The following is a 13,728-nucleotide window of genomic DNA, read 5'->3' on the forward strand; positions in this document are numbered from 1 at the left end:
GCCTTTTTTACTAAATAAAATAATTAACTAACGATAATCTTCAGGTGCAGGACAAGCACACATCAAATTTCTATCACCATAAACATCATCAATTCGATTAACAGTTGGCCAGAATTTATTATCTTCTTGTCCATCCACAGGGTAAGCCCCTTCTTTTATTGAATAAGGCTTATTCCAATTCAATAAATCAAACTGAGTGTGTGGCGCATTGCATAGCGGATTATTATCTGACGACCATTCACCACTTCGAACTTTTTCAATTTCTTGCTTAATTGATATCATCGCGTTAGCAAAACGTTCAATTTCAGCAAGTGACTCACTCTCTGTTGGCTCTATCATCAAAGTGCCTGCAACAGGAAAAGACATAGTTGGTGCATGGAATCCATAATCCATTAATCGTTTTGCAATATCAACTTCTGTTACGCCTGTTTCAGCTTTAATTGGACGTAAGTCAACAATACACTCGTGGGCAACTTTGTCGTTACGACCAGTGTAAAGAATAGGGTAATGTTCACTTAATCGGGTCGTTAGGTAGTTTGCATTGAGTAACGCTATTTTAGTTGAGTGCGCCAAACCTTCTTTGCCTAACATAGCAACATACATCCAAGATACAGGCAATACACCAGCACTACCATAAGGAGCTGCCGAAACAGCACCATTTCCTTTGGTTGTAGAAGTTAGTTCCCTAACTGAGTGATTTGGCAAAAATGGTATAAGATGTTCTTTTACACCAATTGGTCCAACACCAGGGCCACCGCCACCATGAGGTATTGCAAAAGTTTTATGTAGATTTAAATGAGAAACATCCGATCCCATTAAGCCAGGTGAAGTAATACCAACTTGTGCATTCATGTTGGCTCCATCCATATAAACCTGACCACCATGCTCATGAATCAAATTACAAATGTCTTTAATGGACTCTTCATAAACACCATGAGTTGAAGGGTAGGTGATCATTAAACAAGATAAATTATCTGAAACTTCTTCTGCCTTAGCCTTTAGATCGTCAAAATCAACATTACCTTGCTCATCACAATTAACAATAACCACTTTCATATTTGCCATTTGTGCACTAGCAGGGTTAGTACCATGGGCTGAACTTGGAATTAAACAAATATTACGATGCCCTTCATTACGGCTTTCATGGTATTTTTGAATAGCCAATAAGCCTGCATATTCACCTTGTGCCCCAGAGTTTGGTTGAACAGTTACTGCATCATAACCAGTAATTTCGGCTAGCCAGCCTTCTAACTCTTCAATCATTTTTTGATAGCCCAACGTTTGTTCAGATGGTGCAAAGGGATGTATAGAACCAAACTCTTTCCAGGTCACTGGAATCATTTCTGAGGTTGCGTTTAGCTTCATTGTGCAGCTACCCAATGCAATCATTGAGTGAGTTAATGATAAATCTTTATTCTCTAAATGCTTTAGGAAACGCAACATTTCAGTTTCAGAATGATGAGAATTAAAAACAGGGTGTTGAAGAATTTCATTATTTCTTAATGAAGATGCTCCTATCACCTGATTCGACTGTACTTTTTGATCTAAAGTCTCTAAATCAATCGTACCAGTGTCACCACTAATTACTTGATATAATGTCTGCAACTCTTCATTAGTTGTCGCTTCATCTAAGCTTAAACCAATTTGACCGCTAGCATCGATACGTAAATTAATTTTAGCTTGCTGTGCTCGAGCTAGAACTTCCTCCTTATTATTTTGGGCATCAATAGTTAAAGTATCAAAGTAAGATTCATTGACTAATTTAACACCTTTATTGCTCAATGCTTGTGCCAAGATTGCAGTTTGGCGATGTATACGGTTAGCGATTCTTTTCAAACCATCAGGGCCATGATATACCGCATAAAAAGCAACAATATTGGCTAATAAAACTTGTGCAGTACAAATATTTGATGTCGCTTTTTCACGGCGAATATGCTGTTCACGAGTCTGCATGGCCATGCGATAAGCCTGACGCTCATTACTGTCTATAGAAACCCCAATAATACGACCAGGCATGGCGCGTTTATGTTTTTCTTTAGTCGCAAAAAAAGCGGCATGTGGACCACCAAAACCAATAGGTACTCCAAACCGTTGCGATGAACCAAAGACAATATCAGCTCCCATCTCTCCGGGCGCTTTAAGCAGTACCAAGCTCATAATATCGGCAGCTACGGCTGCTACAGCTTTTTTATCTTGTAACCCACTGATGATATTTTGTAAATCAACAACCTCGCCGCTCTTATCTGTATACTGAATAATTGCACCAAAAACATCGTGATTGACAGCATCAGTCGCATGACCAAACACTAGTTCAAAACCATAATGTTCTGCACGTGTTTTTAATACATCAACGGTTTGTGGGAATGCATTTTCATCAACAAAAAACTGGTTTGATTTTTTGTTTTTAGAAACTCGCTTTGCCATTGCCATTGCTTCAGCAGCAGCGGTCGCCTCATCGAGTAATGAGGCACTTGCTAACTCCATACCAGTCAAATCAATAGTTAGCTGTTGAAACGTTAATATTGCTTCAAGCCGACCTTGTGCTATTTCTGGTTGATAAGGTGTATAGGCAGTATACCAACCAGGATTTTCTAAAACATTTCTTAAAATAACCGTTGGTGTTTTAGGCGTGTAATATCCCATTCCAATAAAAGAACGAAAAGATTCGTTTTGTGAGGCATATTCACCAATATCAGCCAATGCCGACTGTTCACTTCGAGCACTAGGAATATTGATTTCTTGCTCTAAACGGATCTTATTAGGCACAGTTTGTTCAAGTAATTCATCAAGCGAAGACAAACCTAAATACTTAAGCATTTGCTCTGTTTCTTTAACATCTGGCCCAACATGGCGCTGGATAAACTCTTGACTATTGGATAATTCGTTTAGGGTTTCTTTCATCATAATTCTCTAAGTAAACTACGGCTAATTTTTTTGAAAGTAGTCGTAAAAAACGGAAAAAGCCCCGGCTATCACCGAGGCTAGCTCTATTTTCATCAGCTTCCTAGTTAAAGCTAGGTAGCCTCAAATTAATCTTCAATTTCGTTTTGATAAGCTTCTGAATCGAGCAAATTCTCAATTTCAGATGGCTCAGAAGGTTTCATTTTAAACATCCAACCATCATCATAGGGTGAAGAGTTGACCGTTTCTGGTGCATCTTCGAGCAGCTCGTTAACTTCAATGATAGTGCCTGAAAGCGGCGCATAAATATCAGAAGCTGCTTTCACCGATTCAACAACTGAAATTTCGTCATCCAAGGCGACTTCGCTATCAACTTCCGGCAACTCTACATAAACCACATCACCCAATAATTCTTGCGCGTGATCAGTGATCCCAACAACAACAGTACCGTCATCTTCTTGACGAATCCACTCGTGAGAACTTACATATTTTAAATCACTAGGGACATTGCTCATCTTAATTTCCTCAATTTTTATAGTCTATATCTTTTAGTATTGGTTACTTTTCGGCCATTTTACACCAAAGGCTCACCTTTGCGAACAAAACAAGGCTTAACAACCTTGGCCGGGATCAATTTTCCGCGAATTTCTAACATAACTTGTTCACCAGTGGCTTTTGGAACTCTTGCCATTCCAATACTTTTCTTTAAAGTTGGTGACATAGTACCACTAGTTGTTTCACCTTCACCGATGCCATCCACAACGACTTTCATATGCGAACGAATAACACCTTTACCTTCCAGTACTAACCCAACAAGTTTGTTCTTTACACCCGCTTCTTTTTGAGCAAGAAGAGCTGACTTACCGATAAAATCTCTTTCTGCTGGTTCCCAGGTTATTGTCCAAGCCATATTAGCCTCTAAAGGCGATATCGATTCATCCATATCGTTACCATATAAATTCATACCAGCTTCTAATCGCAATGTGTCACGAGCCCCTAAACCACAAGGTTTCACACCCGCATCGACTAACTTATTCCAAAAACTATTCACTTCTGCTAAAGGCACCATAATTTCATAACCATCTTCACCTGTATAACCGGTGCGCGCGATAAAGAAACCTTCAGTATCCGCCGCAACAAACACACCCAGCCCCTCAACTGCACTTTGTTGAGCTTCAGAAAGGACGCTATTGGTTTTAGCAATTGCATTAGGCCCCTGAACAGCAAGCATAGCAAAATCATTATTTTCTACCACTTCAACGGAAAAATTAGCTGCTTGTTTACTCATCCAGGCTAAGTCTTTTTCGCGGGTTGATGCATTAACAACTACGCGATATTTTGTGTCATTAATATAATAAACAATTAAGTCATCAATCACGCCACCATCATCATTTAGCATGCCGCTATAAAGCGCTTTTCCACTTTCTTTTAATTTAGCAACATCATTAGCAAGAAGACGTTGCAAATAGGCCTTAGCATCCTCTCCAATTACTTCAACTATTGTCATATGAGATACATCAAACATACCAGCATCTTGCCTTACTGCATGATGTTCATCTATTTGCGAACCATAATGTAATGGCATGTCCCAACCACCAAAATCAACAATTTTGGCACCTGCTTGATTATGACAATCAATAAAAGGAGTTTGCTTACCCATGTTTTTTATTCCTGAGGACTAATTTAGACGCGGATTATACAGCGCAATACGGCTGATTAGAACTAAAGCAACTACACTTTTTGTTATAACATTCAGCGTCTATTGATTTATCAAGCCATCTAATTATTTGATGCATAATATTATAGCTTAATCGACTATGTTTAAATTGGTGATTAAATTGAATAGTTATTTTTAATATTTAAATAAAATTCAATAACTTAGCATACAAAGTTAATACAACTACCAGCTTCCACTGTTTTCCATTTCCGTCCAAGGTGCCGCAGCTGGCAGACTACTATCTTTTTGTAATAACTCAATTGAAATTCCATTTGGATCTTTCACAAACGCCATTCTACCATCTCTTGGTGGTCGATTTATTACAACTCCCATATCAATTAAGTGCTGGCAAAGCAGGTATATATTTTCTACTTCAAACGCTAAGTGTCCAAACTGATCGCCTGAAAAATATTCTCTCTCGTCCCAATTATGAGTTAACTCAATCATTGGTAACTCCTCAGACTCACCAACAAAATATAGTGTAAACCGACCTTCAGGGACTTCTTTTTTACGAATTAATTTTAAACCTAAACCATTAATGTAAAAATCTAACGATACTTGCGGTTTATTAGTCCTAATCATTGAATGCAAAAATTTCATTCTTTCTCTCGATAAGTTTACATTTAGATATTATTTATATCGTTTTAAAATAATTAAGCTGGCTGGTCAGTAGACCAGCCAGCAAACAATTAAAAAATAGGAGGATAAACTCTATCTAAATAAATTTTTAAATCTTCCATTGGCGTAGATTGCACATTACCAAACTCATCTTCATAGTCAACCGAAATAAATTGTATGACTTCCCCACTTGGAAGAGTTTCTGATTCGGTTTTAATTCCAATCGCTTTGAATCGGTTACTATCATTTCCATAAAAAGGTGCATGCACATAAAAAGTTCTTTCACCTTTACCGTACCAAATTGAGGAAATTTTAAATCCTTGTTCACCCTCGATAGAAATAGATACTCGCTGGAAAAGCGTCAGGCTTAACTGTTTATTTTCACGCATTAAATTCACTGAATCAATGACTTTATTCGGTGTTGTATTTAATAAGTTTGCATGAACATCGAGCAATAAATGGCCATTGATTAATGGCCTATTATTTAGATAGCTTGTATGGTCAACAATGTAAACTTTAATTTTCGCATCGCTGAGATTATGATTGGTTAGCTCAACTTCTACTGCAAGCTGCCTAAATACCCAAACATCATCTACTATCGCGATATAACGGTTATCTTCACGCTTAAAATGCTTCGCGGTAAAATCAGTTGCTTCTTGAAACTGAAATTCTATAGCGCTTATATCTGGCTCTGGTGAATATGATGATTGGGATGCTGTTAATTTGATTTTATTCAATTGCTGCAAATTAAGCGTTGGATAAATTGGGTTATAAGTCGTTTGAGGAATTTCGGCTTCATAATAAAGTGTTTGTGCACTAATAAATTGGCTTGAGATTGCCATAATAAATAGGCAAAAAAAACGATTAATTTTTTTCATTCAATATTCTCCTGAATATAGGTTTTTTGCTTACTAAATACAAAGATTATAAAAAGAAATGTAAAAGTATTTTGGGTACAACTTTACATGTAGTATCTAAGACATATTTTCATATCATTTTAATATCAACAACAATTACTAACATCTCATAAATCAAAACAAAGCATCACTTACTACCAATAAAATTCTTTGACACTTGTTCTGTGCTTTTCTTAACGAACAGGTAAGATAATTATTTCAATGAAAGACAAATAAGTAAAAACTAAAAACATTAACCCAAATAAGCTAGCAACATACTTTAGCTGGTGCTAATATTATTAAATATAAAATTTATGGCTTATCATTAAAGCTATTACTAAAAAACTAATCAGGATCAATTCATTGTCTCTAAACATTCAAGTATTTTTTCATGACGATACATTTTCTTTAAGCTATTTGGTCATTGATCCCATTACGCTTGATGCCGTACTGATTGATCCTGTAATGGACTTTGATGCGGCTTCTGCTTCAACAAGTTATGCCAGTGCACAAAAGATTTTAGATGTTATTAATAATCAGAAGCTAACTTTAAAATGGGTTCTAGAAACTCATGCTCATGCTGACCACTTAACTTCTGCACAATTTTTTAAAGAAAAAACAAGGGCCAAGATAGGTATAGGAAAATCAATCGTTACAGTGCAAAATACTTTTAATCATTTATACAGCTTAACCGATCAACAAGCGGCTAAACCAGAAGATTTTGATCGACTATTGGCTGATAAATCAGAAATAAAATTTGGTCATCAAACGATAAAAATTCTTCACACCCCAGGTCATACGCCATCGTGTAGTGTTTATGTTATTAATGACTGCGCCTTTATTGGAGACACTTTGTTTATGCCTGACTTTGGCACTTCAAGATGCGATTTTCCAGGAGGTAGTGCAAGCCAACTATACCATTCAATCCAAAAAATTTTAGCATTACCAGAAAAAACAAAGCTCTATATGTGTCACGATTATATGCCCAAAGGAAGAGAACTACGCTGGGTGACAACGGTAGCAGAGCAAAAAGAAAAAAATATTCATATACATCAAGGCGTCAGTGAAAAGGCATTTGTCCAATTAAGAAGTGAGCGCGACAGTCAATTAGCAGTACCCAAACTTCTCTTGCCGGCATTACAAATTAATATTCGTGCCGGCCAATATCCAAAGCCAGAAGTTAATGGAACTCGTTATTTAAAAATACCACTTAATCAATTTTAATCATGCTAAGTATTTCAATGTCATTAATAGATCGAATCAACTTAATAAATAAGTGTGATTAAGTTAACAATAACCCAAAATATCTCAAATCAGCTTTAATAGACCAAGTTATACAATTGAAACCTTTTTTATCTCTGTCTATAGTTGTGTCGGCTAATTAATAAACAGACCAAAATAGACTGCAATCAAAAGTTAAATAAAATTAATAACTCAGCTTTGTATGCAGCCATCTTTAGTGAAAATTATCTCTCTAATAGATGCATATCCGTCGTTGTCTTGGATTTAGCGATTGTATTTTCTCTAACAAAATTATTTTGTTTTGAGCTGCTATTTATCAATCGTTTTCCCTGTTGTGTCGCGTCGAAAAAAATAAGACTATACACCAACCCATAGGTACAAGATTATGAAAACCAAACCAATAGCTCCGCTATTACTCTCAGTCAGTGCAGTATGGTGCTCACTAAGTTGGGCCCATAGTGGTATGTATAAAGATACTTTTGTATTCGATAATTCAAACGAGGGACTTACTGCCGCACAAATGCGCATGCTAATGACTCCTTCTTCATTATCGAACCAATGTGTTAATGGAAATGCCAACGGTTATTTATGCAACAAGGTTGATCTACAAGCTTTTTTGCCAAAATCTCAACTCGGTGGCGGTTCACAAAATTTAAATGATATCTGGGGTTGGACTGATCCTGTCAATGGTAAAGAGATTGCCATTGTTGGCCGTACTCACGGAACCGCCTTTGTTGATATCACAGATGCAGCTAACCCTGTACATTTAGGCTTCTTACCATCTCATAATAACGCAACATCTAGCTGGCGAGATGTCAAAGTTTATAATGATCATGCTTTTGTTGTTTCTGATATATCAGGCAATAAACATGGTTTGCAAGTTTTTGATATGAGAACTTTACGTAACACATCACCCAACTCAACATTGACTGAAACAGCACATTTGGGTGACTTTGGTAATGCACACAATATCGTCATCAATGAGGATAGTGGTTTTGCTTACGCAGTGGGAAGTAATCAATGTAGTGGTGGTTTATTTATGATTGATGTTTCCAACCCACGCTCACCTAGTTACGCCGGTTGCTTTTCTTCAGATGGATATACTCATGATGCCCAGTGTGTTAACTACAATGGACCGGATACACGCTATCAAGGTAAAGAAATATGCGTGGCATATAATGAAGACACCATCACAATTGTTGATGTGAGTGATAAAAGCAATCCTGTACAAATATCTCGTAGCGGATATAGCGGAGCTCGTTACACTCACCAAGGCTGGTTCCTCAATGATGAGCATAAAATATTAATCATGAATGACGAGCTTGACGAGGGACAAAATGGTATCAACACAACTTCTTATATTTGGGATGTAAGTGACTTACGCAACCCATCTGAAATAGGCCGTTATGTTGGACCAACTCAGGCCACTGATCACAATCTTTACACTTTAAATAATTATGTCATTGAAACCAATTATCGCGCAGGGTTACGTATTTTAAAAACCGATGATATTAATAACGGAAACATGACTGAAGTTGCTTACTTCGATACCATTCCAAACTCAAACTCATCACAAATGTCAGGTACCTGGAGTAACTATCCCTATTTTGCCAGTGGCAATATTGTTATGAGCGATATTGGCAATGGGTTATTTGTCGTTAAACCTGATTGGGATGCAATTGGCGGCACTACACCACCACCACCACCTCCACCTCCAGGAGGAGATTATTGTGCAGTCGCAAGTAATGACGCATCTTATGAATGGATCAGTCAGGTAACCGTTGGTAATTTTAATAACCCATCTAGCGGTGCAAAATATACAGACTTTACCAGTAAAACCATTCCATTACAGACTGGTGCTAACTCATTTGAGTTTACGCCAGGTTTTAGAAATCAAACTTATGATGAATATTGGAAAGCGTGGATTGACTTTAATAAAAATGGAACTTTCGAGACAAATGAGCTGGTTTATGACGCAGGAAATGTTTCAAAAACCAGTGTGAGTGGAACAATTGATGTCCCTTCAACAGCCGAAGGTACAACGCGTATGAGAATTATTATGCGCTACAAGGCAGCCCCAACATCAACTTGCGGTAATTTTGATTATGGGGAAGTAGAGGATTACACCGTTAGCTTTGGTGATACGCCTCCACCACCACCACCAAGCGACTCTTTTGAAAATACGAATAGTTACAATATTCAAGATAATAACAGTACTGGAGTAACTAGCCCTATTGATTCAACCAGAACCGGTAGTGCAGGTAGTGTTAGTGTAGAGGTCAATATTACCCATACTTATATTGGTGACTTGGTTATAGATGTAATTCACCCTGACGGTACTGCTTATAATGTTCACAACCGATCAGGTGGCTCATCTAACAACATTAATAAAACCTACACCGTTGAAGCTGGCAATAAAACAGCAACAGGACAATGGAAGTTACGTGTTAGAGATTTGGCAGCTCGAGATGTAGGAACCATTGATAGTTGGAAAATCACCTTCAAATAGTCACTTAAACTTAGGGCAGGGCGGTAAATAACGCCTTGCCTATACCCGGTTTATCTCTACGTAATATCTATCTCTGCGAAGTATCAATTATGAAGCAAATAATAAAAACATTAATACTCACTTTTACTTTAAGTTATTCGTCGATCATACTTACCCAAAATAAAACGCCTTCGATTAATCAAGACTTATTGCAATCTGTAGAATATCTAGAACAAGCTAACCAAGCCAAAGAAAAATCCCGAGAAATTATTTTAAATGCAAATGCAATTCGTCAACAGCTTAAAAAGTTACGAGCAAACAAAACTGCAAGCAAAAACCAAATTAGCGAACTTGTAAAACAACTTGAAGAAAGCCAAAAACAAGGTGCAGAACTGAGAAATAAAAGTGTACAACTCACACAGCAAGCGACTAAAAGTTTTGAAAAAGGTTTTATTACACTCTGGCCTAATTGGTTAGAAAATCATGAACCTTTAACTATGGATGATTCTGTAAAAAGTTTCTTTGCTCACAATGCAAAAATTCGTAGCGTACATAAAAACTTACTGAACAAAACCCAAACACCTATGGAGAATATTACAGATCAGCGCAAAGATATGTCTCTTCAAATACCAGCATTAATCGAGCAAAATGCTCCACCAGACTTAAACATTAGTGCTTTTAAGTTTTCTCGTCAACAACAGTACTTTGCCCATATTGAGGTACACTCAGAAGCCGTTAACAATAATAATGTTGCAGCAGTACCACTCAATAAAATACATCAATGGCGACTGTTAGTGAGTGACTTAAAAGGCCAGCCTTTAGAAAATGCAAAAATTAAAATTGAAGGCCATATGCCTGGGCATGTCCACGGTTTACCAACAGCACCACAGGTTACACATGAAATTGCACCTGGTGTTTACATAGTAGACGGAATGAAGTTTCAAATGAAAGGTTGGTGGGTTATCAAATTTATTTTACCTACTTCTGACTCTAATCCTGATTCGTCCTCACCCGATTTTTTTACTTTTAATCTGGTTTTATAATTATGTTGCTACTGAAGTCAATCAAAAATAAATTAAATACAAAACGCAGAAAAACCTATTTAGTAAGTATTATTTTTATCAGCTTACTTAGCAACTGCTCTGAAGAACCACAAAAAACACCAAGCAAAGCGGTAAAAATAGATCCTTCAATTTACCAATTTACTACTGTTGATATAAATTTTTTGAAAAACTTTTCTTTATCTCAACTCGCCCCACCTCCGAAGTCCCTTAGTAACCAGTTTGCTGACAATATACAAGCAGCACAATTTGGCAAAACATTATTCTTTGATGTAAACCTTAGTCGAGATAAAAAAGTCGCCTGTGCTTCTTGCCATAAACCAGAACTCTATTTCACCGATGGCTTAAGCCGCTCAAAAGCAGTTGGAACGACCCGTAGAAGCTCACCAACTATTTTAGGTGCAGCCTATAGCCCTTGGCAATTTTGGGATGGACGTAAAGATAGCTTATGGTCACAAGCACTAGGACCTATAGAAAATCCAAATGAATTTAGTACAACACGGGTTGAATACGTGCGATTTTTACTAAAAAAATATGCTTCAAAATACCAAGAAATATTTGGCAACGTTGATATTACCACTTTGGATAAACTGCCTCTACAAGCTTCACCTGTAGGCGATAAAGAAGCAATATCTCAGTGGCAACAAATGGACAAAACACTACAAAACTGGGTCAATCAAGTTTTTACCAATGCAGGTAAAGCGATAATGGCTTACGAGCGCCAACTGAAAATTCCTCATTCTCGTTTTGATCAATTTATTGACGCACTGGTTGATGGCAAGCAAACCGCTTTAGCCAATATACTAACGCCAGCAGAAGTTAAAGGTATGCGTCTATTTGTTGGTAAAGCTAATTGTGCAAGCTGTCATAATGGTGCTTTGTTTACCAACTTTGAATTTCATAATATTGGAGCCCCTGATTTACCAGATATTCCTGTAGAGTTAGGGCGTTACGCTGGTGTACAAGCACTAGTCGCTGATGAGTTTACATGTTTGTCAGAATGGAGTGATGCCAACAAGCAAGATTGTGTTGAAATGCGCTTCTTAAAGACTCAGGGATTAGAGCTAGTTGGGGCAATCAAAACTCCCACTTTAAGAAACATTGGCGCTACCGCACCTTATATGCAAACAGGACAATTTGCTCAACTACCAGCAGTTATTAACCACTACAATGTACCTACTCCACCAGTTTATAATCGGCAAGAGCATCCAAGTCGACCACACTTTGATATTTTACCGCTAAAACTAACACCACAAGAAACCCTTGAGCTAGAAAGCTTTCTCAATACCCTTACATCACCATTACCAATGGATGACCCTTGGTGGGGATTAAAGCGTTAATTAAAAAACAGCTGAATGTTAAACAAGGTGATATTCAGCTGTTCGAACACTCACCGAACACTCACCGAACATAATGAAATATATTTTTTTCTTTAAAATCATAAAGTTAAGAATTGGCACAATCATTGATTATAGATATCATTATCTCATCTATTGAACAATGATATGTAATGACAATAAGTGGAAAAATCAAAGACACGTCGAATCAAGACAAAGTTATTTTAAATGCTCGCCCATTATGGTTCAAGCGATCGATATTTATCTCGTTTACTATTGCCGTTATTATTTTGGTTATACTACTAGTGAGTCGGTTCAATCAAATTTTCTCCGTCGAACAAAGCATTTCTAAGCAAGCAATACAGCTGGCAACTGTAAAACAGGGAAGTTTAAAACGCGACATTGCTGTTCAAGGCCGCATTGTAGCAGCGATCAGCCCAACTTTATTTGCTCCAACAACAGGAACAATCAGTCTATTTTTAAAAGCAGGTGATCAAGTCAAGAAAAACCAACTATTGGCAACCATTGATAGCCCCGAGCTCAACAGCCAATTTGCTCAACAAAAAAACCAACTAGCAGAACTAGAGTTAGAATATCAAAAACAAAAAATCCATATTAAAACGTCTATTCTTGACTATCAACAAACAATAGAACTCGCTAAAGTAGACCTTACTTTAGCTCAAAAAAATATTGAACGGGCTAAACTCAATATTAAACTCAACGTAATAAGTCAAGTAGACTTTGAAACTCAACAAGCACAGTTAGCAAAAATTGAATTACAGCATAAACATGCAATTGAGAAAGCACAACTCCAAAAAGAAAATCTTGAATTTGAGTTAAAAACAAAAGTATTCCAATTAGAACGACAAAAATTTGTTGTTACCGATTTAAAACGCCAAGTTGAAGAATTACAACTTCGCTCTCCAGTGACAGGAGTAATTGGTAATTTACTAGTCAGAGAAAAAGATACTGTTAGCAAAAATTTAGCTTTATTAACATTAGTTGATCTCTCTGCTTTTGAAATCGAAGTTGGTATACCTGAAAGCTATGCTGATGATTTAAGTGTTGGTTTAAAAACAGAAATTAATTTTGATGGTAAGTCCCTTGCAGGAAACCTAACCGCCATTTCTCCAGAAGTTGCCAACGGACAAGTCACTGGGCGAATAAAGTTCACTAATAAAATCCCTGTCAATTTAAGACAAAATCAACGAGTTTCTGCGCGTATTCTTATAGAATCAAAAGACAATGTACTTAAAGTTAAAAAAGGTTCTTTTGTTGAAACAGGCGGTGGAAAATTTGCTTTTGTCATTAAAAATGATTTTGCAGAAAAACGGCCTATCAAATTGGGAACGCATAGTATTTCAGAAGTAGAAGTCATTTCAGGTTTAAATGCCGGTGAAGAAATTATTATTTCATCTATAGAAGCATTTATTGAAGATCAAAAAATTCATTTATCAAATTAGGAGTT

General features: G+C 36.9%; 10 protein-coding genes. 5 read left to right on the plus strand and 5 right to left on the minus strand.

Annotated features, from left to right (window positions below; genetic code table 11):
• Window positions 1–27 precede the first annotated feature (27 nt).
• The 5 genes from gcvP to ACT5E3_RS24335 form a co-directional block, all read right to left on the minus strand.
• A complete protein-coding gene (gene gcvP, locus ACT5E3_RS24315) occupies window positions 28–2,904 on the minus strand; it encodes an aminomethyl-transferring glycine dehydrogenase (RefSeq protein WP_444996162.1) in 2,877 nt (958 codons plus the stop codon).
• A 125-nt stretch (window positions 2,905–3,029) separates the two neighbouring features.
• Window positions 3,030–3,416, minus strand: coding sequence for a glycine cleavage system protein GcvH (gcvH, locus tag ACT5E3_RS24320; RefSeq protein ID WP_444996163.1), 387 nt, complete (start codon window positions 3,414–3,416; stop codon window positions 3,030–3,032).
• 59 nt (window positions 3,417–3,475) lie between these two features.
• On the minus strand, window positions 3,476–4,561 hold the full coding sequence (gene gcvT / locus ACT5E3_RS24325) for a glycine cleavage system aminomethyltransferase GcvT (protein WP_444996164.1): 1,086 nt from the start codon (window positions 4,559–4,561) through the stop codon (window positions 3,476–3,478).
• A 240-nt stretch (window positions 4,562–4,801) separates the two neighbouring features.
• The gene (locus ACT5E3_RS24330) at window positions 4,802–5,218 is read right to left on the minus strand and encodes a VOC family protein (protein ID WP_444996165.1); all 417 of its coding nucleotides are present in this window, start codon (window positions 5,216–5,218) and stop codon (window positions 4,802–4,804) included.
• 89 nt (window positions 5,219–5,307) lie between these two features.
• Window positions 5,308–6,114: a hypothetical protein gene (locus ACT5E3_RS24335; RefSeq protein ID WP_444996166.1), complete on the minus strand. Its 807-nt coding sequence runs from the start codon at window positions 6,112–6,114 to the stop codon at window positions 5,308–5,310.
• Between the two features lie 381 nt (window positions 6,115–6,495).
• On the opposite strand from ACT5E3_RS24335, the gene ACT5E3_RS24340 reads away from it, so the two are divergent.
• The 5 genes from ACT5E3_RS24340 to ACT5E3_RS24360 all read left to right on the plus strand — a co-directional run bounded on the left by ACT5E3_RS24340 (window position 6,496) and on the right by ACT5E3_RS24360 (window position 13,723).
• Complete coding sequence (locus ACT5E3_RS24340) at window positions 6,496–7,356, plus strand: MBL fold metallo-hydrolase (protein ID WP_444996167.1); 861 nt, start codon at window positions 6,496–6,498, stop codon at window positions 7,354–7,356.
• Window positions 7,357–7,759: 403 nt separating this feature from the next.
• Complete coding sequence (locus tag ACT5E3_RS24345) at window positions 7,760–9,883, plus strand: choice-of-anchor B family protein (protein ID WP_444996168.1); 2,124 nt, start codon at window positions 7,760–7,762, stop codon at window positions 9,881–9,883.
• Between the two features lie 89 nt (window positions 9,884–9,972).
• Complete coding sequence (locus ACT5E3_RS24350) at window positions 9,973–10,905, plus strand: FixH family protein (RefSeq protein ID WP_444996169.1); 933 nt, start codon at window positions 9,973–9,975, stop codon at window positions 10,903–10,905.
• A gap of 2 nt (window positions 10,906–10,907) precedes the next feature.
• Entirely contained in the window at window positions 10,908–12,263 is a 1,356-nt protein-coding gene (locus ACT5E3_RS24355; RefSeq protein ID WP_444996170.1) for a cytochrome-c peroxidase, read from the plus strand.
• Window positions 12,264–12,433: 170 nt separating this feature from the next.
• On the plus strand, window positions 12,434–13,723 hold the full coding sequence (locus ACT5E3_RS24360) for an efflux RND transporter periplasmic adaptor subunit (protein ID WP_444996171.1): 1,290 nt from the start codon (window positions 12,434–12,436) through the stop codon (window positions 13,721–13,723).
• Window positions 13,724–13,728 lie beyond the last annotated feature (5 nt).

Source organism: Aliikangiella litoralis, from assembly GCF_052495765.1.

Coding starts and splice junctions, on each gene's coding strand:
- gcvP (WP_444996162.1), bottom strand. CDS start 2,904: ATGATGAAAGAAACCCTAAACGAATTATCCAATAGTCAAGAGTTTATC.
- gcvH (WP_444996163.1), bottom strand. CDS start 3,416: ATGAGCAATGTCCCTAGTGATTTAAAATATGTAAGTTCTCACGAGTGG.
- gcvT (WP_444996164.1), bottom strand. CDS start 4,561: ATGGGTAAGCAAACTCCTTTTATTGATTGTCATAATCAAGCAGGTGCC.
- ACT5E3_RS24330 (WP_444996165.1), bottom strand. CDS start 5,218: ATGAAATTTTTGCATTCAATGATTAGGACTAATAAACCGCAAGTATCG.
- ACT5E3_RS24335 (WP_444996166.1), bottom strand. CDS start 6,114: ATGAAAAAAATTAATCGTTTTTTTTGCCTATTTATTATGGCAATCTCA.
- ACT5E3_RS24345 (WP_444996168.1), top strand. CDS start 7,760: ATGAAAACCAAACCAATAGCTCCGCTATTACTCTCAGTCAGTGCAGTA.
- ACT5E3_RS24350 (WP_444996169.1), top strand. CDS start 9,973: ATGAAGCAAATAATAAAAACATTAATACTCACTTTTACTTTAAGTTAT.
- ACT5E3_RS24355 (WP_444996170.1), top strand. CDS start 10,908: ATGTTGCTACTGAAGTCAATCAAAAATAAATTAAATACAAAACGCAGA.
- ACT5E3_RS24360 (WP_444996171.1), top strand. CDS start 12,434: ATGACAATAAGTGGAAAAATCAAAGACACGTCGAATCAAGACAAAGTT.